Annotated in this window: 22 protein-coding genes and 1 pseudogene; 9 read left to right on the plus strand and 14 right to left on the minus strand. The window is 72.3% G+C overall.

The window, feature by feature from the left end; translation table 11 throughout:
• Positions 1-3: 3 nt before the first annotated feature.
• Both ACFYQQ_RS26420 and ACFYQQ_RS26425 read right to left on the minus strand, forming a co-directional pair.
• The gene (locus ACFYQQ_RS26420) at positions 4-120 is read right to left on the minus strand and encodes an SGM_5486 family transporter-associated protein (protein ID WP_356174139.1); all 117 of its coding nucleotides are present in this window, start codon (positions 118-120) and stop codon (positions 4-6) included.
• A 126-nt stretch (positions 121-246) separates the two neighbouring features.
• Complete coding sequence (locus ACFYQQ_RS26425; protein ID WP_388905326.1) at positions 247-1,779, minus strand: CynX/NimT family MFS transporter; 1,533 nt, start codon at positions 1,777-1,779, stop codon at positions 247-249.
• A 114-nt stretch (positions 1,780-1,893) separates the two neighbouring features.
• Here ACFYQQ_RS26425 and ACFYQQ_RS26430 point away from each other — a divergent pair, with 114 nt between their 5' ends.
• Positions 1,894-2,598 carry a FadR/GntR family transcriptional regulator gene (locus ACFYQQ_RS26430; protein ID WP_355789780.1) on the plus strand — a complete coding sequence of 235 codons (705 nt, stop codon included), beginning with the start codon at positions 1,894-1,896 and terminating at the stop codon, positions 2,596-2,598.
• A gap of 9 nt (positions 2,599-2,607) precedes the next feature.
• On the opposite strand, the gene ACFYQQ_RS26435 is transcribed toward ACFYQQ_RS26430, so the two are convergent.
• The 3 genes from ACFYQQ_RS26435 to fabG form a co-directional block, all read right to left on the minus strand.
• A complete protein-coding gene (locus tag ACFYQQ_RS26435; RefSeq protein WP_355789783.1) occupies positions 2,608-2,967 on the minus strand; it encodes a hypothetical protein in 360 nt (119 codons plus the stop codon).
• Between the two features lie 202 nt (positions 2,968-3,169).
• Complete coding sequence (gene fabI / locus ACFYQQ_RS26440) at positions 3,170-3,937, minus strand: enoyl-ACP reductase FabI (protein WP_121403837.1); 768 nt, start codon at positions 3,935-3,937, stop codon at positions 3,170-3,172.
• 5 nt (positions 3,938-3,942) lie between these two features.
• Complete coding sequence (fabG, locus tag ACFYQQ_RS26445; RefSeq protein ID WP_355789786.1) at positions 3,943-4,662, minus strand: 3-oxoacyl-[acyl-carrier-protein] reductase; 720 nt, start codon at positions 4,660-4,662, stop codon at positions 3,943-3,945.
• 258 nt (positions 4,663-4,920) lie between these two features.
• Here fabG and ACFYQQ_RS26450 point away from each other — a divergent pair, with 258 nt between their 5' ends.
• Genes ACFYQQ_RS26450 through tyrS form a run of 3 tightly spaced genes read left to right on the plus strand, consistent with a single transcriptional unit; the run spans position 4,921 to position 9,172 of the window.
• Positions 4,921-6,444, plus strand: a complete 1,524-nt coding sequence (locus ACFYQQ_RS26450; RefSeq protein WP_355789788.1) for a TldD/PmbA family protein — start codon at positions 4,921-4,923, stop codon at positions 6,442-6,444.
• A complete protein-coding gene (locus ACFYQQ_RS26455) occupies positions 6,441-7,844 on the plus strand; it encodes a metallopeptidase TldD-related protein (RefSeq protein WP_356174131.1) in 1,404 nt (467 codons plus the stop codon). The genes ACFYQQ_RS26450 and ACFYQQ_RS26455 overlap by 4 nt, the downstream gene beginning before the upstream one ends.
• Positions 7,845-7,903: 59 nt before the next feature.
• Positions 7,904-9,172, plus strand: coding sequence for a tyrosine--tRNA ligase (gene tyrS, locus ACFYQQ_RS26460; RefSeq protein WP_355783403.1), 1,269 nt, complete (start codon positions 7,904-7,906; stop codon positions 9,170-9,172).
• Positions 9,173-9,274: 102 nt separating this feature from the next.
• Here tyrS and ACFYQQ_RS26465 read toward each other — a convergent pair whose 3' ends face one another.
• Positions 9,275-9,556 carry a GlsB/YeaQ/YmgE family stress response membrane protein gene (locus tag ACFYQQ_RS26465; RefSeq protein ID WP_355783406.1) on the minus strand — a complete coding sequence of 94 codons (282 nt, stop codon included), beginning with the start codon at positions 9,554-9,556 and terminating at the stop codon, positions 9,275-9,277.
• Positions 9,557-9,797: 241 nt separating this feature from the next.
• On the opposite strand from ACFYQQ_RS26465, the gene ACFYQQ_RS26470 reads away from it, so the two are divergent.
• Positions 9,798-10,196, plus strand: coding sequence for a DUF3099 domain-containing protein (locus ACFYQQ_RS26470; RefSeq protein ID WP_355783409.1), 399 nt, complete (start codon positions 9,798-9,800; stop codon positions 10,194-10,196).
• Between the two features lie 223 nt (positions 10,197-10,419).
• A complete protein-coding gene (locus ACFYQQ_RS26475) occupies positions 10,420-10,665 on the plus strand; it encodes a hypothetical protein (RefSeq protein ID WP_355783412.1) in 246 nt (81 codons plus the stop codon).
• Here the strand turns inward: ACFYQQ_RS26475 and moaA are convergent.
• From moaA to ACFYQQ_RS26490, 3 genes are all read right to left on the minus strand, one after another.
• Positions 10,662-11,651 (minus strand): GTP 3',8-cyclase MoaA, encoded by a 990-nt coding sequence (gene moaA / locus ACFYQQ_RS26480; protein ID WP_355783414.1) that lies wholly within the window; start codon positions 11,649-11,651, stop codon positions 10,662-10,664. The genes ACFYQQ_RS26475 and moaA overlap by 4 nt on opposite strands.
• A 172-nt stretch (positions 11,652-11,823) precedes the next feature.
• Positions 11,824-13,452 carry a cation acetate symporter gene (locus ACFYQQ_RS26485; RefSeq protein WP_355783417.1) on the minus strand — a complete coding sequence of 543 codons (1,629 nt, stop codon included), beginning with the start codon at positions 13,450-13,452 and terminating at the stop codon, positions 11,824-11,826.
• Positions 13,449-13,805 (minus strand): DUF485 domain-containing protein, encoded by a 357-nt coding sequence (locus ACFYQQ_RS26490; protein WP_355783420.1) that lies wholly within the window; start codon positions 13,803-13,805, stop codon positions 13,449-13,451. The genes ACFYQQ_RS26485 and ACFYQQ_RS26490 overlap by 4 nt, the downstream gene beginning before the upstream one ends.
• Positions 13,806-14,188: 383 nt before the next feature.
• Here ACFYQQ_RS26490 and ACFYQQ_RS26495 point away from each other — a divergent pair, with 383 nt between their 5' ends.
• The 3 genes from ACFYQQ_RS26495 (at position 14,189) to ACFYQQ_RS26505 (ending at position 18,896) form a co-directional block, all read left to right on the plus strand.
• On the plus strand, positions 14,189-15,721 hold the full coding sequence (locus tag ACFYQQ_RS26495) for a S8 family serine peptidase (protein ID WP_355783423.1): 1,533 nt from the start codon (positions 14,189-14,191) through the stop codon (positions 15,719-15,721).
• 91 nt (positions 15,722-15,812) lie between these two features.
• A complete protein-coding gene (locus tag ACFYQQ_RS26500) occupies positions 15,813-17,336 on the plus strand; it encodes a S8 family serine peptidase (RefSeq protein WP_355783426.1) in 1,524 nt (507 codons plus the stop codon).
• A 183-nt stretch (positions 17,337-17,519) separates the two neighbouring features.
• Entirely contained in the window at positions 17,520-18,896 is a 1,377-nt protein-coding gene (locus ACFYQQ_RS26505) for a CoA transferase (protein ID WP_388905332.1), read from the plus strand.
• A gap of 131 nt (positions 18,897-19,027) precedes the next feature.
• Here the strand turns inward: ACFYQQ_RS26505 and ACFYQQ_RS26510 are convergent, their stop codons facing one another.
• From ACFYQQ_RS26510 to ACFYQQ_RS26530, 5 genes and pseudogenes are all read right to left on the minus strand, one after another.
• On the minus strand, positions 19,028-20,071 hold the full coding sequence (locus tag ACFYQQ_RS26510; RefSeq protein WP_356174114.1) for a zinc-dependent alcohol dehydrogenase family protein: 1,044 nt from the start codon (positions 20,069-20,071) through the stop codon (positions 19,028-19,030).
• Between the two features lie 117 nt (positions 20,072-20,188).
• Positions 20,189-20,491, minus strand: a pseudogene (locus tag ACFYQQ_RS26515) (sterol desaturase family protein); the annotation flags it as partial.
• Between the two features lie 46 nt (positions 20,492-20,537).
• The gene (locus ACFYQQ_RS26520) at positions 20,538-21,248 is read right to left on the minus strand and encodes a VIT family protein (protein WP_356174112.1); all 711 of its coding nucleotides are present in this window, start codon (positions 21,246-21,248) and stop codon (positions 20,538-20,540) included.
• Between the two features lie 46 nt (positions 21,249-21,294).
• Positions 21,295-22,521 carry an amidohydrolase family protein gene (locus tag ACFYQQ_RS26525; protein ID WP_355787826.1) on the minus strand — a complete coding sequence of 409 codons (1,227 nt, stop codon included), beginning with the start codon at positions 22,519-22,521 and terminating at the stop codon, positions 21,295-21,297.
• A complete protein-coding gene (locus ACFYQQ_RS26530; RefSeq protein ID WP_355787829.1) occupies positions 22,518-23,858 on the minus strand; it encodes an amidohydrolase family protein in 1,341 nt (446 codons plus the stop codon). The genes ACFYQQ_RS26525 and ACFYQQ_RS26530 overlap by 4 nt, the downstream gene beginning before the upstream one ends.
• Positions 23,859-23,871 lie beyond the last annotated feature (13 nt).

Below are 23,871 nucleotides of genomic sequence, written 5' to 3' on the forward strand. Positions count from 1 at the left end.
CGGTCAGGGGGAGGCGATGGACGCGATGACGCCGATGATCACGGTGATGGCCAGCATCGCGCCGAGCACGAGCAGCATCTTCTTCTGGCCGTTCTGGGGGTTCGGGTCGAGCACAGGCATGCGGCCAGTCTCCCACCCGCCGGGACCTCCCCCGCCTCTGGGGTCGGGCCCCGGGGTGCGGGTGGCCTCACGCCCGCCCGCACCCCGTGGGCGTACGGCCGACGCCGGCCGTGGCCCCGGCGCCGGTCAGCGCCGTGCGGCCTCGTCCTCCACCGTGCGGTCGCGGCCCGCCAGGATGCCCACGCCGATCTGCGGGACCATCAGCCCCGCCATCAGCGCGATCGGCAGCCCCCAGCCGCCGCTGTGCTGGTAGAGCACGCCCACCAGGAGCGGCCCCGGGATCGAGATGAGGTACCCGGTGCTCTGCGCGAAGGCCGACAGCTTGGCGACGCCCGCGCCGGTCCTGGCCCGCATGCCGACCATCGTGAGGGCGAGGGGGAAGGAGCAGTTGGCGATGCCGAGGAGGACCGCCCAGGCCCAGGCGCCGCCCGCCGGGGCCAGCCACAGGCCGGCGTAGCCGACGAGACCGCTGACGCCGAGGGCGATCACGATCGGTCCCTGGTGCGGCAGGCGGGTGGCCAGGCGGGGGATGACGAAGGCCAGCGGTACGCCCATCACCATGGTGACCGCGAGCAGCAGGCCCGCGGTGCCGGCCGGGACCCCGGCGTCCCGGAAGATCTGCGCCATCCAGCCCATGGTGACGTACGCGGCGGTGGCCTGGAGGCCGAAGAAGACGGCGAGCGCCCAGGCGGTCCCGCTCCGGGTGATCCGCAGTCCGTCGGCCCGCTCATGGGACGCGGTACCGGTCACGGAGGCGGTCACGGCGCCGGGTCCGGAGACGGCCTCAGATCCGGAGACGGTGTCGGCGCCGGCCTCGGAAGCGCCCACCTCGACGGACCCACTGCCGGTCGCGGAGGCCCCCGCACGGGCGTCCGCCGCAGTGCCGTCGCCGGTCGCGGGCACGCGGGTCGGCGGGGCCGTCGACGCTCCGGCGGGCCCGGAACCGGCCTCCCGCGCGCGTACGAGCGGGATCCACGGCAGTACGGCCGCGGCGGCGAGGAACGCCCAGACGGTCAGCCCGGATCGCCAGCCGCCGCCGAGCGCGTCGGTCATGGGCACGGTGACCGCGGCGGCGGACGAGGTGCCGACCGCCAGGGCCATCGAGTACAGGCCGGTCATGGATCCGACGCGGTCGGGGAACCAGCGCTTGACGATCACCGGCATCAGGACGTTGCTGACGGCGATGCCCATGAGTGCCAGGGCACTGGCGGCCAGGAAGCCCGGGGTGCCGCCCGCGTACGGCCGTACGGCGAGGCCGACGGTGATGGCGACCATGCCCGCGCAGACGACGGCGGACGCACCGAACCGGCGGGCGAGGCGCGGCGCCATGACCCCGAAGACGGCGAAGCAGAGGGACGGCACGGAGGTGAGCAGGCCGGCGACGCTGCCGCTCATCCCGAGCCCGTCGCGCACCTCTTCGAGGAGGGCGCCGAGGCTGGTGATGGCGGGCCGCAGGTTGAGGGCCGTGAGGACGATGCCGGCGACGACCAGCCGTGTCGTCCACGCGCGCGGGGCGGGTGTCCGCTCCCCGGGTCCGGGACGGGCGGTCGACGCGGGCCCCGAGGGTCCGGGACGCGTCGTAGGTGCGGGGCCCGCCGGCTCCGTGCCGACGGAGCCGCGTATCGCTGGGGACGCCGTCCGCGTCTGATCACTGGCCATGGCGCCATCATAGAATCATGGGATGATTGGTTGTCCACTCCCTCTCGCGTCCGCCCCCTTGCGTTAATCTCCGGATCATCCGGCCCCGCAGGAAGGCCCGTTCGAAGGACCGTCATGCCGCTGAGCCATCCCCGCCGTTCGGCGCTGTCCGAGCAGGTCATCGCCGAGCTGCGGAACCAGATCACCTCGGGCGAGTGGCCGGTCGGCTCGCGCATCCCCACCGAGCCTGAGCTGGTCGAGCAGCTGGGCGTCGCCCGGAACACGGTCCGTGAGGCGGTCCGCGCGCTCGCGCACAACGGCCTGCTGGACATCCGCCAGGGTTCGGGCACCTACGTCGCGGCGACCAGCGAGCTGGCGGGCGTCATGCACCGCCGCTTCGCGGACGCCGACCCGCGGCACGTGGCCGAGCTGCGCTCCACGCTGGAGTCGAGTGCCGCCAGGCTGGCCGCCGAGCGGCGCACCGAGCGCGATCTCAAGCAGCTGGACGCCCTGCTCGTACGCCGTGAGGAAGCCTGGGAGTCGGGTGACGCGGAGGCCTTCGTGACGGCCGACGCGACCTTCCACCTGGCGGTGGTGTCCGCGTCGCACAACGAGGTCATGACCGAGATGTACGCGGACCTGGGCGAGGTCATGCGCGACTGGCTGCGCGAGGACGTCGGCGAGCGGCTGACGCCGGAGACGTACATGGACCACACCCGCCTGCTCGACGCGATCCGCGCGGGCGACGCGGAGGCGGCCGGGACGGAGGCCGCGGGCTATCCGTTCCAGTGCCGTGCGGGGCGCGCGGCCGGGGACCCGGGGGTCACCTCCGGCGGCTGAGCGGCGCCGTCACCGCTCGTGGCTGACCCACGCCGACCGGATCTCCTTCCAGCAGCGTCCGGTCAGCCGTACGGTCTCGGCGGGCCCGGCGCCGACCGGAGCGCCGTCGCTGTCGATGTCCCACCAGCGGTCGCACTCGACGTGCAGGCTGACCCGGTCGGTCTCCGGATAGGGGTTGTGGCACCAGGCGGTCACCTCGGAGCCCAGCACCCGGGTGCGGCACGAGGCCCCGAAGGGTCTCTCGTCGGCCACACGCGCGTGGAGGCCCGTTTCCGGTGAGTGCGGGGTGTGCGAGGCCGCGTCGTCGGGGAGGGCGACGGGGAGAACCAGCGCGGCTATGACCGGGGCGAATCGGTGTGACAGGCGCACAAGGGTGACCTCCTCGGCCGTGCTCTGGAGGAAACGCGTCCGAAGTGCCTGGTGAACGCGTACTCCAGAGTGCCCGGTGACCTGCCCCGGGCGCCCGGCCGGTGGGCCGAACGGGTGACGCCCCGGCCCCCGCGGGCCGCGGGAGACGGGGCGTCGTCCTCGTACGGCCCAGGGCTCGCCCGGGTGCCGCCGAGGGGGTGGGTCAGGCGCCGATCGCGTGCAGGCCGCCGTCGACGTGGATGATCTCGCCGGTGGTCTTCGGGAACCAGTCGCTCAGCAGGGCGACGATGCCGCGGCCGGCCGGCTCCGGGTCCTTCAGGTCCCACTCCAGCGGGGAGCGGGTGTCCCACACCGCGGCGAGGTCGCTGAAGCCCGGGATGGACTTGGCGGCCATGGAGCCGAGCGGGCCCGCGGAGATGAGGTTGCAGCGGATGTTCTGCTTGCCCAGGTCGCGGGCGATGTAGCGGCTGGTGGCCTCCAGCGCGGCCTTGGCCGGGCCCATCCAGTCGTACTGCGGCCAGGCGTACTGCGCGTCGAAGGTCAGGCCGACGACGGAGCCGCCGTTCTGCATCAGCGGCAGGCAGGCCATGGTGAGCGACTTCAGGGAGTACGCCGAGACATGCATGGCGGTGGCGACCGACTCGAACGGCGTGTTGAGGAAGTTGCCGCCGAGGGCGTCCTGCGGCGCGAAGCCGATGGAGTGCACGACGCCGTCGAGGCCGCCGAGCTCCTCGCCGACGACGTCGGCCAGCCGGCCGAGGTGCTCGTCGTTGGTCACGTCGAGCTCGATGACCTTGGTGGGCTTGGGGAGCTTCCGGGCGATGCGCTCGGTCAGCGTCGGCCGCGGGAACGCGGTGAGGATGATCTCGGCACCCTGCTCCTGGGCCAGCTTCGCGGCGTGGAAGGCGATGGAGGACTCCATCAGCACACCGCTGATCAGGACGCGCTTGCCCTCGAGAATTCCGCTCATGGTGATCAGTGACCCATTCCCAGTCCGCCGTCAACCGGGATGACGGCTCCAGTGATGTACGAGGCGTCGTCGGAGGCGAGGAACCGCACCGTCGCGGCGATTTCCTCCGGCTGCGCGTACCGGCCGAGCGGCACCTGGGACACGATGCCCGCGCGCTGCTCGTCGGTGAGCACCTTGGTCATGTCGGTGTCGACGAAGCCGGGCGCGACGACGTTGAAGGTGATGTTGCGCGATCCCAGCTCACGGGCGAGGGACCGGGCGAAGCCGACCAGGCCGGCCTTGGAGGCGGCGTAGTTCGCCTGGCCCGCGGAGCCGAGCAACCCGACGACCGAGGAGATCAGGACGACCCGGCCCTTCTTGGCGCGCAGCATGCCGCGGTTGGCGCGCTTGACGACCCGGAAGGTGCCGGTGAGGTTGGTGTCGAGGACGGACGTGAAGTCCTCCTCGGACATGCGCATCAGGAGCTGGTCCTTGGTGACGCCGGCGTTGGCGATCAGGACCTCGACCGGACCGTGCTCGGCCTCGATCTCCTTGTAGGCCTGCTCCACCTGCTCGGTGTCGGTGATGTCGCACTTCACGGCGAGGCAGCCCAGGTCCGTGAGAACCTTCGGCGGCTCACCGGAACGGTATGTGACGGCGACCTTGTCGCCGGCCTCGGCGAACGCGCGGGCGATGGCGAGGCCGATGCCCCGGTTGCCTCCGGTGACGAGAACCGAGCGGCTCAACGGATCACCCTTTCGTTAGCGGTCTGACGCGCCGCCCGGACGGCTGGATCGACAGGCGGCTTCCTCGAAAACCTATCGGTCCGGCCCCGCCGACGGACAATCGGGCACCGACAGTGGCGTAGGTGACTCGCTGTCGGGTCCCTACATAAAGTCATGGACGCAGGCCGGAAACCTGTGGTCCGCGGGCGCGATGGGCGACATGATCGGAGCGATCGCAGAGCACGGCGACCACCGTCACGTCCACAGAAAGAGACCCAGGTGCCTCATTCCATCGACGAAGCCTTCACGGCACTACCTCTGCGCGCCCTCGCCGACGCCGCCCTCGCCCGCGCGCGTGCGCTGGGTGCCGTGCACGCGGACTTCCGGTTCGAACGGGTGCGCAGTGCGTCCTGGCGGCTGCGCGACGCCAAGCCCGCCGGGTCCTCGGACACCACCGACCTCGGGTACGCGGTGCGGGTGGTGCACGGCGGCACCTGGGGGTTCGCGTCGGGCGTGGACCTGACGATGGACGCCGCCGCGAAGGTGGCCTCGCAGGCCGTGGCGATGGCCAAGCTGTCGGCGCAGGTGATCAAGGCGGCGGGCTCCGACGAGCGCGTCGAGCTCGCGGACGAGCCGGTGCACGCCGACCGGACGTGGATCAGCGCGTACGAGATCGACCCCTTCTCCGTGCCGGACGAGGAGAAGTCCGGGCTGCTGGCGGACTGGAGCGCGCGGCTGCTCGCGGCCGACGGGGTCAGCCATGTCGACGCCTCACTGCTCACCGTGCACGAGAACAAGTTCTACGCCGACACCGCGGGCACCGTGACCACGCAGCAGCGCGTACGGCTGCACCCCCAGCTCACCGCGGTGGCCGTCGACGACTCCAGCGGCGAGTTCGACTCCATGCGCACGATCGCGCCGCCGGTCGGGCGGGGCTGGGAGTACCTGACGGGCACCGGCTGGGACTGGGACTCCGAACTCGCGCAGATCCCGGAACTGCTCGCCGAGAAGATGCGCGCGCCGAGCGTCGAGGCCGGCGTGTACGACCTGGTCGTCGACCCGTCCAACCTGTGGCTGACCATCCACGAGTCCATCGGGCACGCCACCGAACTGGACCGCGCGCTCGGCTACGAGGCGGCGTACGCCGGGACCTCCTTCGCGACCTTCGACCAGCTGGGCAAGCTGAAGTACGGCTCCGAGCTGATGAACGTCACCGGTGACCGCACCGCCGAGCACGGCCTCGCGACCATCGGGTACGACGACGAGGGTGTGGCCGGGCAGTCCTGGGACCTCGTCAAGGACGGCACCCTCGTCGGCTACCAGCTGGACCGCCGCATCGCGAAGCTGACCGGCTTCGACCGCTCGAACGGCTGCGCCTACGCCGACTCCCCCGGCCACGTGCCCGTGCAGCGCATGGCGAACGTGTCGCTCCAGCCGGACCCCGCCGGGCTGTCCACCGAGGACCTGATCGGCAGCGTCGACCGCGGCATCTACGTCGTCGGGGACCGCTCCTGGTCCATCGACATGCAGCGCTACAACTTCCAGTTCACCGGGCAGCGCTTCTTCCGGATCGAGAACGGGCGGCTGACCGGACAGCTGCGGGACGTCGCGTACCAGGCGACGACCACGGACTTCTGGGGTTCGATGGCCGCGGTCGGCGGCCCCCAGACGTACGTCCTGGGCGGTGCCTTCAACTGCGGCAAGGCCCAGCCGGGCCAGGTCGCGGCGGTCTCGCACGGCTGCCCGTCCGCCCTCTTCAAGGGCGTGAACATTCTCAACACCACGCAGGAGGCGGGCCGATGACCTCTCGTACGCACGGTACGGACAAGCCGCACGAGATCGTCGAGCGCGCCCTCGCCCTGTCCCGGGCCGACGGCTGCGTGGTGATCGCCGACGAGCACTCGACCGCCAACCTGCGCTGGGCCGGCAACGCGCTCACCACGAACGGGGTGACCCGCGGGCGCACGCTGACCGTCGTCGCCACCGTCGACGGCCGCGAGGGCACGGCGTCCGGCGTCGTCTCCCGCTCCGCGGTGACGCCCGACGAGCTGGAGCCGCTGGTGCGGGCCGCCGAGGCCGCCGCGCGCGGGGCCGGACCCGCCGAGGACGCGCAGCCGCTGGTCACGGGCGTGCCGGAGTCCCCGGACTTCACAGACGCGCCCGCCGAGACCTCCTCGGCCGTCTTCACGGACTTCGCCCCGGCGCTCGGCGAGTCGTTCGCCCGGGCCCGCGCGGGCGGCCGTGAGCTGTACGGGTTCGCCAACCACGAGCTGGTCTCCAGCTACCTGGGTACGTCGACGGGCCTCAGGCTGCGGCACGACCAGCCGAACGGGACGCTGGAGCTCAACGCCAAGTCCCCGGACCGCACCCGCTCGGCGTGGGCGGGGCGCTCCACCCGGGACTTCAAGGACGTCGACCCGGCGGCTTTGGACGCGGAGCTGGCGACCCGGCTCGGCTGGGCCGAGCGGCACCTCGACCTGCCCGCCGGGCGCTACGAGACGCTGCTGCCGCCGACCGCCGTGGCGGACCTGCTGATCTACCAGATGTGGTCGGCGGCGGCCCGGGACGCGGCCGAGGGACGGACGGTGTTCAGCAAGCCCGGCGGCGGCACCCGCGTCGGCGAGCGGCTCACCGAGCTGCCGCTGACCCTGCGCAGCGACCCGCACGAGCCGGGCCTGGAGAGCGCCCCGTTCGTACTGGCGCACTCCTCCGGGGACGACGCGTCGGTGTTCGACAACGGACTGCCGCTGACGGCGACCGAGTGGATCGCCGCGGGACGGCTGGAGCGCCTGTCGACGACCCGGCACAGCGCGGCCCTCACGGGTCTGCCGGTGACGCCGTCGATCGGCAACCTGATCCTGGACGGCGGCGACGACCGCTCCCTGGAGGAGATGGTCGCGAGCACCGGCCGCGGCCTGCTGCTGACCTCCCTGTGGTACATCCGCGAGGTCGACCCGGCCACGCTCCTGCTGACGGGGCTCACCCGGGACGGGGTGTACCTGGTGGAGAACGGCGAGGTGGTCGGCGAGGTGAACAACTTCCGCTTCAACGAGTCGCCGGTCGGTCTGCTGGGCCGGGCCACCGAGGCGGGGCGCACGGAGAAGACGCTGCCCCGGGAGTGGAGCGACTGGTTCACCAGGGCCGCCGCTCCGGCCCTGCGGGTGCCGGACTTCAATATGAGCTCTGTCAGCCAGGGCGTATAACCTCGTAGCCGGCGGCTGCCCGGCTGCCCCGACATCATCCCCAAGGAGATACGAGAACCGTGACGGACATCGTCGACGAACTGAAGTGGCGCGGGCTGATCGCCCTCTCCACCGACGAGGACGCACTGCGCAAGGCGTTCGCGGACGGTCCTGTCACGTTCTATTGCGGCTTCGACCCGACCGCGCCCAGCCTGCACCTCGGCAACCTCGTGCAGATCCTGACGATGCGCCGGATCCAGCAGGCGGGCAACCGCCCGCTGGGTCTGGTCGGCGGGGCGACGGGCCTGATCGGCGACCCGAAGCCGAACTCGGAGCGCACGCTGAACGCTCCCGAGGTCGTCGCCCAGTGGGTGGAGCGGCTGCGCGCGCAGATCGCCCCGCTGCTGGACTTCGAGGGCCCGAACGCCGCGGTGATGGTGAACAACCTGGACTGGACCCAGGGCATGTCCGCCATCGAGTTCCTGCGCGACATGGGCAAGCACTTCCGGGTGAACAAGATGATCGCGAAGGAGGCCGTCGCGCGGCGGCTCAACTCCGACGCGGGCATCAGCTACACCGAGTTCAGCTACCAGATCCTCCAGGGCATGGACTTCCTGGAGCTCTACCGCAGGTACGGCTGCACGCTGCAGACCGGCGGCAGCGACCAGTGGGGCAACCTCACCTCGGGCACGGACCTGATCCACCGCACCGAGCCGGACGCCGTGGTGCACGCGCTGGGCACTCCGCTGATCACCAAGGCGGACGGCACCAAGTTCGGCAAGACAGAGTCCGGCACGGTCTGGCTGGACCCCGAGATGACCACGCCGTACGCGTTCTACCAGTTCTGGCTGAACGCGGACGACCGGGACGTCTCCAAGTTCCTGCGGATCTTCAGCTTCCGGTCCCGCGAGGAGATCGAGGAGCTGGAGCGGCAGACCGAGGAGCGGCCGCAGGCGCGTGCCGCGCAGCGGGCGCTGGCCGAGGAGCTGACCACCCTGGTGCACGGCCCCGACCAGACGGCCGGCGTGGTCGCCGCGTCCCGGGCCCTCTTCGGTCAGGGCGAGCTCGGTGATCTCGACGAGCCGACGCTGCGGGCGGCCCTGTCCGAGGTGCCGCACGTCCAGGTCGCCTCGCTCGGTCCGGTGGTGGACCTCCTCGCGGAGGTCGGCCTGGTGGCCAGCAAGTCGGCCGCGCGGCGCACGGTCAAGGAGGGCGGCGCCTACGTGAACAACGTGAAGGTCGCCGCCGAGGACGCGGTGCCCGCCGCGGAGGACCTGCTGCACGGGCGCTGGCTGGTGCTGCGCCGGGGCAAGAAGAACCTGGCTGCGGTGGAGGTCACGGGCGCCTGAGCGGGCTCCCGGCGGCTCTGTCCGTCACACACGCGCAGGGGCGGTCCCGTCACGGGGCCGCCCCTGCGCCGTCCGTCCCGGGGGACGGCCGCTCGCGCTTCGTCAGGTGCGCTGCCGCTGCCGGTTGCCGCGCAGCGACATGTAGAGCATGTCGCCGAAGAAGACGATCACGACCGCGGCGACGAGCTGGAGTGCGTGCCGGCCCCAGTCGATGCCGCTGGTCTCGTCGATGCCGATCGCCCGGGCGATGGCGTTGCCGACGACGGCTCCGATGATGCCGAAGATCGTGGTCAGCCAGAGCGGACTGTGCTGCTTGCCCGGAATGATGGCCTTGGCCAGCAGACCCAGCACGAATCCCACGATGATGGCCCACAACCAGCCCATGGCTGCCTCCTAGTACGGCTCTGCGTGAGCATTTCGGCCAGTCTCGGTCCGCCACCCGTACGCCGCATGTCGGGCGGAGCCATACGCGGTACGGCGCAGTCCGTCCCCCGGACGGGAGGTGCCCCCGGTCTCGAGGACGGCGCAGCCGCGGCGTAACGTGGAGCGTGTTCGGGCCCGGATCCCTGACCGGGTCCGGGTGGTACGGACCGGAGCGTCCGACACAGGCAGGTGGTGGAACGTGATGCGGAAGCAGAACAGCGGCCAGGTCTTCCGGATCACAGGAGCCAGGCAAGGACTCGACGAGGACGTACGCGGCAGGCAGCGGCGCTACGTCATCTCGATGAGCGTCCGCACCGTCGCCGTGATCCTCGCCGCGACCCTCTGGAACGTGGAGCGCCACGTCGCACTGGTCGCTCTGGTCCTCGGGGTGCTCCTCCCCTACATCGCCGTCGTCATCGCCAACGCCGGCCGGGAGAACGCGCCCTCGCTCCCGTCGACCTTCGTCACCGTCCCGGTGCGCCCGATGATCGCGCCGCCGCGCGAGGATGACGGCTCGGAACCCGCGCCGGGACCCGTGCGCGAGGACGTGACGGCGGACCCGGGAGCGGGTCTTCGGGGCGAGCCGCACGAGCGGAGCTGACCTCCGCGGATCAGCGGAATCCGGAACGGGACGGGGTGCCGGAGCGTGTACCAAGCTCAAGAAAAGCTCAGATCAATCATGTAGTTCCGGTGCCGGGCACCGGGTCCCCCGTGACATACTTCGTACGCGCTCCGCATCCCCCGTCGGAGCGACGGACCGACGCCGGGCAGCTCCCCCCGTGGCTGCTCGGCGTCGCCTTTGTGGGGCCGTCTAGGGTGGACGCGTGAACCTCCCGCTCCCCGGTCAGACCTCCCCCTCCACACCGCAGTGCTCGGCCAAGGCCTGCCGCGCCGACGCCGTGTGGGTGCTCGCGTGGAACAACCCGAAGCTGCACACGCCCGAGCGCCGCAAGACGTGGCTCGCGTGCGAGGAGCACCGGGAGCACCTGTCGCAGTTCCTGAGCGTCCGGGGTTTCCTCAAGGACGTGGTGCCGCTGACCCAGTGGGAGTCCGAGTCCGCGCGGCCTTAACCCCCGATCGCGGACATCGGCCGCTCCGGCTGGAGGAACGTCGGGTCGTCCAGGCCGGAGCCCGCCTTCTTGCCCCACATCGCGGTCCGCCAGATGCCGGCGATCTCCTCGTCGGCGGCGTCCGAGCGCAGCGCGGCCCGAAGGTCGGTCTCCTCGGTGGCGAACAGGCAGGTGCGGACCTGGCCGTCGGCGGTCAGCCGGGTGCGGTCGCAGGCCGAGCAGAAGGGGCGGGTGACCGAGGCGATCACGCCGACCCGGTGCGGGCCGCCGTCGACGAGCCAGCGCTCGGCGGGAGCGGAGCCGCGCTCGGCGGCGCCCTCCTCGGTGAGCTCGAAGCGGGTCCGCAGCGAGGCGAGGATGTCGCCGGCGGTGACCATGCCCTCCCGCTTCCAGCCGTGCTGGGCGTCCAGGGGCATCTGCTCGATGAAGCGCAGTTCGTAGTCGTGCTCGACGGCCCAGGCGAGCAGGTCCGGGGCCTCGTCCTGGTTCAGCCCAGGCATCAGCACGGAGTTGACCTTGACGGGGGTGAGGCCGGCGTCGCGGGCCGCTTCGAGTCCTTCGAGGACGTCCTTGTGCCGGTCGCGGCGGGTGAGCGTCTTGAAGACGTCGGGGCGCAGGGTGTCGAGGGAGACGTTGACCCGGTCCAGGCCCGCCGCCTTCAGGGCGGACGCGGTGCGCTTGAGGCCGATGCCGTTCGTCGTCAGGGACATCTGGGGGCGCGGCTCCAGGGCGGCGACCCGCTCGACGATGCCGACGAGTCCGGGCCTGAGCAGGGGTTCCCCGCCGGTGAAGCGGACCTCGGTGATGCCGAGGGAGGTGACGGCGATGTCGATGAGGCGGACGATCTCGTCGTCCGTGAGCAGGTCGGGCTTGGCCAGCCACTGCAGGCCCTCTTCCGGCATGCAGTACGTGCAGCGGAGATTGCAGCGGTCGGTCAGCGAGACGCGCAGGTCGGTGGCCACCCGGCCGTAGGTGTCGATGAGCACGTGGGCCCCCTCCCTCGGTGCCAAGCACATCTGTCGGACAACTGCGAGCCTACGTGACGGGACCGACAACGGGGGCGGCCCGATCCCACGAGGTACGGCACGGCCCCGTCGTAGGGACCTACCAGTGGTGATCCACCGGGGGGTCGCGACGGGGCCGTGCCGTACGCGTGGGTCAGTGCGCTCCGGTGCCGGTGAGGGAGCGGACCTCCAGCTCGGCGTACTTGCCGGCGTCGGGCTCCTCCTTGGACACGAGCGTGCCGATCCAGCCGAGCAGGAAGCCGACCGGGATGGAGATCAGGCCGGGGTTCTCCAGCGGGAACCAGTGGAAGTCGACGTCCGGGAACATCGAGGTGGGCTTGCCGGAGACGACCGGGGAGAACAGCACCAGGCCGACCGCCGTCACCAGGCCGCCGTAGATCGACCACAGGGCGCCCTGCGTGGTGAACCTCTTCCAGAAGAGGCTGTAGAGGATCGTCGGCAGGTTGGCGGAGGCGGCGACCGCGAAGGCGAGCGCGACCAGGCCGGCCACGTTCAGGTCGCGGGCGAGGGCGCCGAGGCCGATCGAGACGACACCGATGGCGATCGTGGCGTAGCGGGCGGCCCTGACCTCCTCCTTCTCGGTGGCGGTGCCCTTCCTGATCACGTTCGCGTAGATGTCGTGGGCGAACGAGGAGGACGAGGCGAGCGTCAGTCCGGCGACGACCGCGAGGATCGTGGCGAAGGCGACCGCCGAGATGGTGGCGAGCAGGATCGCTCCCCACGTCGAGTCCACACCGCCGAGGTGCAGCGCGAGCAGCGGGGCGGCGGTGTTGCCCGCCTTGTTGGACGCGATGATCTCCTCGGGCCTGATGAGCGCGGCGGCGCCGAAGCCGAGCGCGATGGTCATCAGGTAGAAGCCGCCGATGATGCCGATCGCCCAGTTCACGGACTTACGCGCGGCCTTGGAGTCCGGCACCGTGTAGAAGCGGATCAGGATGTGGGGCAGGCCGGCGGTGCCGAGCACGAGAGCGATGCCCAGGGAGATGAAGTCCAGCTTGGACGTCGAGGTCGCGCCGTACTTGAGTCCCGGTTCGAGGAAGGACTTGCCCTTGCCGCTGTTGTCGGCCGCGGAGCCGAGCAGGTCGGAGACGTTGAAGTTGAACTTCAGCAGCACCAGGAAGGTGATCAGGATGGTCCCGCCGATGAGCAGGACGGCCTTGATCATCTGCACCCAGGTGGTGCCCTTCATGCCGCCGATCGTCACGTACACGATCATCAGCACGCCGACCAGGGCGACGATGGCGACCTTGCCGCCGTCGCTGGTGATGCCGAGGAGCAGCGACACCAGGACGCCCGCTCCCGCCATCTGGGCCAGCAGGTAGAAGATCGACACGACGATGGTGGAGGCGCCGGCCGCCGTCCGGACGGGGCGCTGGCGCATGCGGTAGGCGAGGACGTCGCCCATCGTGTAGCGGCCGGAGTTGCGCAGGGGCTCGGCGACCAGGAGCAGCGCCACCAGCCAGGCCACCAGGAAGCCGATGGAGTACAGGAAGCCGTCGTAGCCGAACAGGGCGATGGCGCCCGCGATGCCGAGGAAGGACGCGGCGGACATGTAGTCGCCGGAGACGGCCAGTCCGTTCTGGAAGGCGCTGAACTGGCGTCCGCCCGCGTAGAAGTCGGCCGCGCTCTTGGTCTGGCGGCCCGCCCAGACGGTGATGACGAGGGTGGCGACGACGAAGACGGCGAACAGGGAGATGATCAGCGGCCGGTGCTCACTGGCCTCTCCCGCCGCGAGCTGGACCTGGGTGATCGCGGGGCTCATGCGCCGCCCTCCATCCGGGACTTGATCGCCTCGGCCTTGGGGTCGAGCTTCGCGGCGGCGTGCCGCGCGTACCACCAGGCGATGAGGAACGTGGTGAGGAACTGGGCGAGGCCGAGCACCAGGGCGACGTTGATGTTGCCGAACAGTCGGGTGCCCATGAAGTCGCCCGCGTAGTTCGACAGCAGGACGTACAGCAGGTACCAGGTGATGAAGCCGATGGTCAGCGGGAAGGCGAAGGAGCGGTGCGAGCGGCGCAGTTCACCGAACTCCGCACTCTGCTGGACCTCGACGAACTCCTCGGTCGACGGGAGCGCGGGTTGGGATTTCGAGGGGGGCGGTGCGTCGGTGGCCACGGAGTCTCCTCGCGTTGCGGATGCGGTTGCGACGGTGGGCGGGGGCGAGTTGGGGTTCGCCGACGGGGACGGGGACGGACTGGGCACGGACATGGGCGGCTCTGACCTCACAGTGACGTGGATCACGTGAACCGGGAGGCGATGTTAGGGCTCCCGAGCGTGATCCGACAGGGGGCTCGATCGTGCTCGTGCTCCCTGCTCAAGGTCACGGCGCCACGCGTGGACCGGTTCAACTCCCCGCACTTCTTTCAGAAGTCGTCGTCGTATTTCATTGCTGGCCAGGTGGGGCGGGGGATAACTTCGCCCTGCACACCCCGTCATGTACCTGCCCGAGCACCACCTGTGTTCGGGCAGTGCCCGTTTCCGGATGATGTGGAGATCCCATGGCTCATCTGCGTTCCAGACGCCGTCTCGCGCTCGCCGTACCCGCCGCGCTGGCCCTGACCGCCTCCCTCGGCCTGCTGCCGGGTGTCGCGGCGGCCGCTCCCGGCACGGCGTCCGTCTCCGCCACGACCGCCACGGACAGCCCCGAGCTGGCGTACGTCGTCAACACCAGGACGGACCACCGCACGATCGCGTCCGTGCAGCGCGCGATAGCCAAGGCCGGAGGGACCGTCGTCGTCGCGTACGAGAAGATCGGCGTGATCGTCGTCCATTCGGCCAACCCCGACTTCGGCAAGCAGATCCGCGCCGTCCGCGGGGTGCAGTCCGCGGGCGCCACCCGTACCGCGCCGCTGACCGCGGCGGGGACGACGGACGAGGGCGCCGCGCAGTACCTGTCGGCCGCCCAGGCCGCGAAGGCCGAGGCGAGCAGCACCGCCGCGGGCGAGGAGCCCCTCGAGGCCGACCAGTGGGACCTGCGGGCGATCGGCGCCGACAAGGCCGCGAAGATCAACCCCGGCAGTCGCAAGGTGACCGTCGCCGTGATCGACACCGGCGTCGACGACACCCACCCGGACCTGGCCCCCAACTTCTCGGCCTCGCAGTCCGCGAACTGCGTCGGCGGCAAGGCGGACACCTCGCCGGGCGCCTGGCGTCCCGCGAACCCCGACCACTACCACGGCACGCACGTGGCGGGCGAGATAGCCGCGGCCCGCAACGGCATCGGCGTCGCAGGCGTCGCCCCGGGCGTGAAGGTCGCCGGCATCAAGGTGGCCGACCCGGTCAGCGAGCTGTTCTACCCGGAGAGCGTCGTCTGCGCCTTCGTCTTCGCCGCCGACCACGGCGTCGAGGTCACCAACAACAGCTACTACGTGGATCCCTGGCTCTACAACTGCATGGACGACCCCGACCAGCGGGCGATCGTCGACGCGGTGAACCGGGCCCAGCAGTACGCCCAGAAGAAGGGCACGCTCAACCTGGCCTCGGCGGGCAACTCGAACGACGACCTCGACTCGGACGCCCTGCTCGACGACTCCAGCCCCGACGACTCGACCCCGGTCCCCCGCACGGTCGACCCGCACGAGTGCTTCGACGTGCCGACCCAGCTCCCGGGTGTCGTCACGGTCAGCGCGACGGGCGTCACGGGCGCCAAGTCGTACTACTCGACGTACGGAAACGGCGTCATCGACATCGCGGCCCCCGGCGGCGACAAGTACCAGATCCCGGACACCCCGTCGAAGAACGGCCGCATCCTCTCCACGATGCCGGGCAACCAGTACGGCTTCCTGCAGGGCACGTCGATGGCCTCCCCGCACGCCGCCGGTGTCGCCGCGCTGCTGAAGTCCGCGCACCCGCACGCCACTCCGGCCCAGCTCCAGGCGCTGCTCAAGGCGCAGGCCGACAACCCGGGCTGCCCGTCGGCGCCGTACGACGGTGACGGCGACGGTGTCGTGGACGCCACCTGCGAGGGCGGCAAGCGCGTGAACGGCTTCTACGGCTTCGGCATCGTCAACGCGCTGCGGGCGGTCAAGTAGTCCCGGACTCGGCTCGCCCGTAACGGACTTTCGCCCTGTGAGCTTCCCGCACGGCTCGTACAGCTCGTACCGCGAACGAACTGGAGACACCATGACAGCGCCTCACTCGCGCTCTCGCCGCGCGATAGCCGTCCCCCTCGGGATGGCCATGGCGACGGCCCTCGCCTTCCTGCCGAACGTCAGCGCCGTGGCGGCGGACACCGCCGCGCCGCGGGCGACGGCGGCGGACGCGACCCCGCTCAGCTACGTCGTCAACGTCCGCCCCGGGCACGGCCCTTCGTCGCACGTGAAGAAGGCCATCGCCGAGGCCGGCGGCACGATCGTGACGTCGTACGACCAGATCGGCGTGATCGTCGTCCACTCGTCGAACGCCGACTTCGCCGCCACCGTGCGCAAGGTGCCCGGTGTGCAGTCGGCCGGTGCCACGCGCACGGCGCCGCTGCCGGCCCAGTCGACCACCGACGTCGGCACGCCGAAGGTGCTCAGCGCCGAGGACGTCGCCGGGGTCGAAGCGGTGGCCGGACAGGACCCGTTGGAGCCCCTGCAGTGGGACCTGCCCGCCATCAAGGCGGACAAGGCGCACGAGAAGTCGCTCGGCAGCCGGAAGGTCACGGTCGCCGTCATCGACACCGGCGTCGACGACACGCACCCCGACATCGCGCCGAACTTCGACCGCGACGCCTCCGTCAACTGCGTGACGGGCAAGCCGGACACGACCGACGGGGCGTGGCGGCCGAGCGCTGCCGAGAGCCCGCACGGCACGCATGTCGCGGGCGAGATCGCGGGCGCCAAGAACGGCGTCGGCATCACCGGTGTCGCCCCCGGCGTGAAGGTCTCCGGCATCAAGGTGTCCACCACCGCCGGCTTCTTCTACATGGAGGCCGTGGTCTGCGGCTTCGTGTGGGCCGCCGAGCACGGGGTCGACGTGACCAACAACAGCTATTACACGGATCCCTGGTACTTCAACTGCAAGGACGACCCGGACCAGCGGGCCCTGGTCGACGCCATCACCCGCGCCTCGCGGTACGCGGAGAAGAAGGGCGCGGTCAACGTCGCGGCGGCGGGCAACGAGAACTACGACCTGGCCGCGGACGAGATCACCGACCCCTCGTCCCCGAACGACACGACACCCGGCGACCGGGTGATCGACCCGTCCGAGTGCTACGACATCCCCACCCAGCTGCCGGGTGTGGTCACGGTGGCCGCGACGGGCGCGAAGGGCATCAAGTCGTCCTTCTCCAACCACGGTCTGGGTGTCATCGACATCGCCGCCCCCGGCGGCGACTCGACGCGCTACCAGACCCCGGCCCCGCCCGCCACGAGCGGTCTGATCCTCGGCCCGCTGCCGGGCGGCGGCTGGGGCTACATGGCCGGTACGTCGATGGCGTCGCCGCACGTCGCGGGTGTCGCCGCGCTGATCAAGTCGACGCACCCGCACGCCTCCGCCGCCCTGGTGAAGGCGCTGCTGTACGCGGAGGCGGACGCCACGCCGTGCACCGACCCGTACGACATCGACGGCGACGGCAAGATCGACGCCGTCTGCGAGGGCACCAAGAACCGCAACGGGTTCTACGGCTGGGGCACCGCGGACGCGCTGGACGCGGTGACGAAGTGACGTTGCGCTAGTCACGGGCGCACGGCCACGCGGGGGCCGGACGGCAGCACGCCGTCCGGCCCCCGTGCCGTTCCCGGGGCGCGCGTTCTCCTGCGGCGCCGCGTCCTCCGTACCCGCGCACCAGGTACCGAATCCGGGCCCCCGGCGGGCATGTTGATCCCGTACACCCGGCACAGTGCCGGTATGACGCTTTCGCCTGTGGCTTACGCCTGGGACGCGCTGGGCGGCGCCCCCGCGCTGATCTCCCGTGTCTCGGCCGTCGTACGGGACGGCGCGCTGGACGCCCGGCTGCCCGTACGGGAGGTGGCGCGGGGCTGTGCCGGCGCCTGCGCACTGGCGGCGGCCGAGCTGGCCGCCGTCCGCACCGGAGGGGCGGTGCCCGTCGTGCGCCTCGACGACGGGGCGGTCGCCACGGCGTTCACCAGCGAGCGGCACCTGCGGGTCGACGGGCGGGCCCCGGTGGGCTTCGCGCCGCTGTCGCGGTTCTGGCGGACCACCGACGGCTGGGTGCGCACGCACGCGAACTACCCGCACCACCGGGCCCGTCTGACGGCCGCGCTGGGCCTGCCGGCGGACGCGGACGCGGAGACGGTCGGCGCGGCCCTCGCCGAGCGCCCGGCGTCCGTGGCCGAGGAGTCCGTGACCGCGGCCGGGGGCCTCGCGGTCGCCCTGCGGACGACGCCGGAATGGGCCGCCCACGCGCAGGGTGCGGCCGTCGCGGGCATGCCCCTGGTCGCCGTGGAACGGCTGGACGAGGCGCCCGTGCGGAACTTCGCGGCCCCGGGCGGCGGCCCGCTGCTGCCGGCGGCGGGCCTGCGCGTCCTGGATCTGACCCGGGTCATCGCCGGTCCGGTGGCCACCCGCACACTCGCCCTGCTCGGCGCCGACGTGCTGCGCCTGGACGCGCCCTCGCTGCCCGAACTGCCCGACCAGCACGTGGACACCGGCTTCGGGAAGCGTTCCGCCGTCCTCGACCTCGCGACCGGCCGCGGCACCTTCGAGGAGCTGCTCGCCCGCGCGGACGTGGTCGTCACCGGCTACCGGCCCGGTGCGCTGGACCGGTTCGGGCTCGGGGCGCGGGTCCTGGCCGAGCGGCGGCCCGGCCTGGTGGTCGCGCGGCTGTCGGCGTGGGGGGAGGACGGGCCGTGGGCCGGGCGGCGGGGCTTCGACAGCCTGGTGCAGGCCGCCACCGGGATCGCGGTGACCGAGGGCACGGACGGGCGGCCCGGCGCCCTGCCCGCGCAGGCCCTGGACCACGGCACGGGCCATCTGCTCGCGGCGGCGGTGCTGCGGGCGCTGACCGAGCAGTCGCGCCGGGGCGGAACCCGGCTGCTGCGGCTGTCGCTGGCCCGCACGGCGCACTGGCTGACCGGCGCGCCGCGACCGGACGGCATCCCCGCGGACGCCGTCCACGAGGGGCCGGAGCCGTGGCTCGGGCTGACCGACGGGCCCCTGGGACGGCTGCGGTACGCCCGGTCCCCCGTCGTCTTCGACGGCGGGCCGCGTGACTGGACGCGTCCGCCGGGCCCCTGGGGTGCCGATCCGGCGCGCTGGACGTGAGCCGTCGGTGACGGGTCGTGCCGGCCGGCACCGGGGCGCGTACGGCTCCCGCACGCGCGCGCGTGCGGGGGCTCCGGTCACGGCCCCGGCAGCCGGTGAGGACCCGGCGGAAGTGCCGGGCCGCCCCGGGCTCAGTTGGCGATCATGACCTTCAGCGCCGTCCGCTCGTCCATGGAGCGGTAGCCCTCCGGGACGTCCTCCAGACCGACGGTCCGGTCGAAGACGGGCGACGGGTCGATGGTCCCGTCGAGGACGTCCGGCAGCAGTTCCGGGATGTACGCGCGGACGGGGGCGACGCCGCCGCGCAGGGCGATGTTGCGGTCGAACATGACGCTCAGGTCGAGGCCGGTGCCGCTGCCGTGCGGCACCCCCACGAAGCCGACGGCGCCGCCGTCCCGGGTGATGTTCACGGCGGTGCTCATGGACTGCTCGGTGCCGACCGCCTCGACGACGCAGTGCGCGCCCTGTCCGCGGGTCAGCTCCCGCACGGCCGCCACGGCGGCCTCGCCGCGCTCGGCGACGACGTCGGTGGCTCCGAAGCGGCGCGCGATGTCCGTACGCACCTCGTGGCGTCCGAGCGCGATGATCCGCTCGGCGCCCAGCCGCCGGGCGGCGAGCACGGCGCACAGCCCGACGGCCCCGTCCCCGACGACCGCCACGGTCGCGCCGGGCCGCACCCCCGCGCCGAGGGCGGCGTGGTGGCCGGTGCCCATGACGTCGGAGAGCGTGAGCAGCGCGGAGAGCAGCCGCTCGTCGGAGGCCGCCTCCTTGGGCAGCCGGACGAGGGTGCCGTCGGCGAAGGGCACGCGGACGGCCTCGCCCTGGCCCCCGTCGTAGCCGACCGAGCCCCAGAAGCCGCCGTGCTCGCAGGAGGTGGTGAGTCCCTCGCGGCAGTGGTCGCAGACGCCGTCGGACCACATGAAGGGGGCGACGACGAGGTCACCACGCCGCACACCGGTCACCTCGGAGCCGGTCTCCTCGACGACGCCGAGGAACTCGTGCCCGATCCGCTGCCCCGGCTTGCGTGCCGCCTCGCCGCGGTACGCCCACAGGTCGCTGCCGCAGATGCAGGACCGCAGCACCCGTACGACCGCATCGGTGGGCAGCTGCGCCACGGGGTCGGGAACGTCCTCGACGCGCATGTCGTAGGGGGCGTGGATGGTGGTGGCGCGCATGCGAGGGTCCTTCTCGGCTGATCGGCTGTGGTGCGCTCGGGGGGTGGTCGAGCGCACCTCACCGTACGCCGGGGCGTACACCGGACGCTCGCCGAGGGTGCCCCACGAGACGTGGTCTCACGTGACGGGTTCCGTGACCGGCGTCGTCGTGGCGGCCGGCCGCGCGGGCTGCCATCCGGGGCCGCCCAGGACCCGCCCGGCCCGCTCGCGCCAACCGGTGGCCGCCTTGAGGTCCCTGGCGATGGCGACGTACTCGTGGGTGGCGACGCGCAGGGGGTTGTAGGTGTCGATGTTCTCGGTCAGGCCGTAGACGGGCCGGTCGGTCTCAAGCACGAACGAGACGAAGAGCCGGTCCCGGACGATGAGGATCCCGCCGAAGTTGCGGTCCAGGTAGCCGCCCTGGGAGGCGTGGTGGACCCGTGGTGCCGGGCCTCTCGCACCGCCGCCCCGCAGCCCCCCGCCCCCCTCACACCCCCGCCGCCCCCAGCAGCGCCCCCGCTCCGTACGTGACCGCCATCGCCAGGGCGCCGCCGCCCACGTTGCGGAGGATCGCCCGGCGTGGGCCGGCCGCGCCGAGGCGTGCGCTCGCCCAGCCCGTGACGGTGAGAGCGGCGAGCACGCCGGCCACGGTGACCGGCAGCCGCAGGCCGTCGGGCGGGAGCACGATCGCGAGCAGGGGAAGCAGCGCGCCCGCGGTGAACGCGAGGAAGCTCGCCCAGGCCGCGTGCCAGGGGTTGGTGAGGTCGTCGGGGTCGATGCCGAGCTCCACGCGCGCGTGGGCCCGCAGGGCGTCCCGTTCCGTGAGCTGTACGGCGGCCTCGCGGGCGACCGCGCGGGACAGCCCCCGCGCCTCCAGCAGCTCGGTCAGCTCCTCCAGTTCGGCCTCCGGCTGCTCGCGCAGCTCGCGCCGCTCCTGCGCCAGCGCGGCCTTCTCCGAGTCGAGCTGCGTGGACACGGAGACGTACTCCCCGGCCGCCATGGACAGCGAGCCGGCGAGCAGTCCCGCGAGGCCCGCCGTCAGCAGCGCCGAGCGCTCGCCGGTCGCACCGGCCACCCCGACGACGAGGCCCGCCGTGGAGACGATGCCGTCGTTGGCGCCGAGGACCGCGGCGCGCAGCCAGTTGAGCCGGGCGCCGAGCGCGCCGCCGTGGGCCTCGTCGTGCACTGGTTCCGTCACACCGGGAGGATCGCACCCGGGACGACGCCGGGCGCGTACCGACCCGTCACCACACCCGTACCGAGCCGCCCTTCGCGAACACCGGGCTCGTGGCGTCCGGCGGCGGCTCGGTCAGCGGGCGGGCCAGCTCCTCCACCGTCGGTCCCACCTCGGCGGCGATCGGGTCGAGCAGGTCCAGGTCGAAGCCGTACACGCGGGCCGCGTTGCCGCCGACCATCGCCGCGACCTCCTCTCGCGGCAGTCCGGCGTACGCGGCCCGCAGGCCCTCGCGCGAGTACGGGTGGGTGCCCTCGTCGTGCGGGTAGTCGCTGCCCCACATGATCTTGTCGAGGCCGATGCGGTCCCGCAGCGGCACCTCGTGCGACCTCATGAAGCTGGCGCCGACGAAGCAGTGCCGGCGCCACACCTCGGACGGCCCCTCGCCCATCGCGTCCGCGAGACCGGCACCGAACTTGGACTCCGCGGTGGAGGACTTCGCGGCGGCGGCCACCAGCCGTCGGTGGTAGTAGTCCAGCATGTCCAGCACGCCGGGGATCCAGCCCGAGCCCTGCTCGGTGAGCACCAGCCTGAGGCCCGGGTGACGGCGGAAGGCGCCGCCGAACACCAGGTGCCACAGCGCCCGGTGGGAGAACCAGGTCGTCTCCACCATGAACACCGCCCGCGCCGCCGGTTCGTCGCCCAGCGGCGGGGACGCGGAGCCGGCGTGGTGGTTGACCGGCACTCCCAGCTCGTCGCAGACGGACCAGATCGGGTCGTACGCCGACGAGTACAGCTCCGGCAGACCCGAGCCCGGGGGTGTGCCGGGGAGCAGCAGCCCGCCCCGCAGGCCCGCCGCGACGGCCCGGCGGATCTCCGCCACCGCCGCGTCCACGTCGTTCAGGAGGATCTGGAAGACGCCCGCCCGCCGTCCGGGCGCCGCCGCGCAGAAGTCCGCCAGCCAGCGGTTGTGGGCGCGCAAGCCCGCCCAGCGCAGCTCGAACTCCCCGGCGGTCGGCGCGGGCGCCATCAGCGACGCCGACGGGAAGAACGGCGGGATGGTGTTCGGGAAGACGACCTCCGCGACGATCCCGTCCGCCGCCAGTTCCGCCAGCCGCCGCCCGGAGTTCCAGTTCCGGTCGGCGGTGTCGGCCAGCAGGTCCGCATAGGGGTTGACGTACGTCTTCGCCCACGCGTCGAAGTCGTCGTGGTACCGGGACTCCAAGTGGGGCCGGTAGTCGAGGAGGTCGGCTCCGGCGTGGCAGTCCGCGGAGATCACCGTGTACCGGTCGGTCATGAGGTGGCCCCCAGCACCGGGAAGTCGTGGTCGGTGAGCCAGTGGCGGCCCACCTCGCGCGAGCGCGCCCAGGACGCCTCCACGGCCGCCTGGTCCTCGCTCTGGCCGAGGTCGGCCGGGGTGGGTCCGATGCGCCGGGCGAGCGGGGCCAGCTCGCCGGTGTCGAAGCCGAAGACCTCCGCGGCGGCCAGGCCGAGCATGCGGCGCGTCTCCGCGACCGGGATGTCGTGGAAGGTGCGGGTCAGCCACGCGCGCGTGTCGGGCCAGGTGCCCTCGGGGTGCGGGAAGTCGCTGCCCCAGAGGATGTTGTCGACGCCGATCTCGTAGCGCTGGGCCAGCTCGCGGCGTTTGGTGTTCGTCGCGCAGACGAAGATCTGGCGGTCCAGGTACTCGTGCGGGGGCCGCCTCAGTTCGGCGAACGGCGAGAGCTTCTTGCCGCCGTGCGCGCCGAGGTAGAGGCGGTCCATGAACCACAGGAGGTTGGGCAGCCACCAGCAGCCCGACTCCGCCACGCCGAACCGCAGGCCCGGGTGGCGCTCGAAGACACCGGACCACAGCAGGAACCACAGGGGGCGGGCGGGCCACCAGGTGACCTCGGAGACGTAGATCCCCAGGTGGTCCCCGTACTCGTGACGCGGGGCGGCCCCCGAGTGGGTGAGCACGGGCATCCCGCACTCCGCGGCGGCGGCCCACACGGGGTCGTAACGACGGTCGTGGTAGGGCGCCTTGTCGACCCACATCGCCGGGATCATGAGGGCGCCGAGGCCCGACTCCCTCGCCCGGTGCACCTCGGCGACCACCCGCTCGACCTCGCCCGTGACGGGCAACAGGGCCACTCCGCAGTGCCGTTCGGGGTTCTCCCCGACGAACTCCGCGAGCCAGCGGTTGTGCGCCTGCGCGCCGGCCATGCCCAGGTCGGGGTCCTGGTCCCCGGAGAGGCCGAGGCCCACGCCGAAGGGCGCGGCCGTGCCGCTGTCCACCGCGTCGGCGTCGGGGAAGACGACCTCGGCCGCCACTCCGTCGCCGTCGAGCTCCTTCAGGCGCTGAGCCGGGTCCCAACCGCCGCGCAGGCCCTCCTCGTTGTCCCGGAACCACTTGTCGGCGAACGCCTCGTTGCGGATGCCCAGGCGGGTCATCTCCGCGCGCCGCCGCTCGCGCCCAGCGAGGAACTCGTCGAACTCCCGGTGGAAGCGGGCGTCCAGGTAGGGCCGGTACTCCTCGGTCGGCAGTCCGGCGTGGCAGTCGGAGGAGACGATCAGATAGGGGTCCTCGCCGTCGTGCGCCGCCCCCGTCCGCAACTCGTCGCCGACTGGCGCCACTTGGTCGGATCCGGTCATCGCACACCTCTCG

It is taken from the genome of Streptomyces sp. NPDC005496 (genome assembly GCF_042872045.1).
Classification (GTDB): domain Bacteria; phylum Actinomycetota; class Actinomycetes; order Streptomycetales; family Streptomycetaceae; genus Streptomyces.

What these genes read in the sequence shown, in the direction of transcription:
- ACFYQQ_RS26420 (WP_356174139.1), bottom strand. Translation starts at nt 120, where the DNA reads ATGCCTGTGCTCGACCCGAACCCCCAGAACGGCCAGAAGAAGATGCTG.
- ACFYQQ_RS26425 (WP_388905326.1), bottom strand. Translation starts at nt 1,779, where the DNA reads ATGGCCAGTGATCAGACGCGGACGGCGTCCCCAGCGATACGCGGCTCC.
- ACFYQQ_RS26430 (WP_355789780.1), top strand. Translation starts at nt 1,894, where the DNA reads ATGCCGCTGAGCCATCCCCGCCGTTCGGCGCTGTCCGAGCAGGTCATC.
- fabI (WP_121403837.1), bottom strand. Translation starts at nt 3,937, where the DNA reads ATGAGCGGAATTCTCGAGGGCAAGCGCGTCCTGATCAGCGGTGTGCTG.
- ACFYQQ_RS26455 (WP_356174131.1), top strand. Translation starts at nt 6,441, where the DNA reads ATGACCTCTCGTACGCACGGTACGGACAAGCCGCACGAGATCGTCGAG.
- ACFYQQ_RS26465 (WP_355783406.1), bottom strand. Translation starts at nt 9,556, where the DNA reads ATGGGCTGGTTGTGGGCCATCATCGTGGGATTCGTGCTGGGTCTGCTG.
- ACFYQQ_RS26470 (WP_355783409.1), top strand. Translation starts at nt 9,798, where the DNA reads ATGCGGAAGCAGAACAGCGGCCAGGTCTTCCGGATCACAGGAGCCAGG.
- ACFYQQ_RS26485 (WP_355783417.1), bottom strand. Translation starts at nt 13,452, where the DNA reads ATGAGCCCCGCGATCACCCAGGTCCAGCTCGCGGCGGGAGAGGCCAGT.
- ACFYQQ_RS26495 (WP_355783423.1), top strand. Translation starts at nt 14,189, where the DNA reads ATGGCTCATCTGCGTTCCAGACGCCGTCTCGCGCTCGCCGTACCCGCC.
- ACFYQQ_RS26500 (WP_355783426.1), top strand. Translation starts at nt 15,813, where the DNA reads ATGACAGCGCCTCACTCGCGCTCTCGCCGCGCGATAGCCGTCCCCCTC.
- ACFYQQ_RS26505 (WP_388905332.1), top strand. Translation starts at nt 17,520, where the DNA reads ATGACGCTTTCGCCTGTGGCTTACGCCTGGGACGCGCTGGGCGGCGCC.
- ACFYQQ_RS26510 (WP_356174114.1), bottom strand. Translation starts at nt 20,071, where the DNA reads ATGCGCGCCACCACCATCCACGCCCCCTACGACATGCGCGTCGAGGAC.
- ACFYQQ_RS26525 (WP_355787826.1), bottom strand. Translation starts at nt 22,521, where the DNA reads ATGACCGACCGGTACACGGTGATCTCCGCGGACTGCCACGCCGGAGCC.
- ACFYQQ_RS26530 (WP_355787829.1), bottom strand. Translation starts at nt 23,858, where the DNA reads ATGACCGGATCCGACCAAGTGGCGCCAGTCGGCGACGAGTTGCGGACG.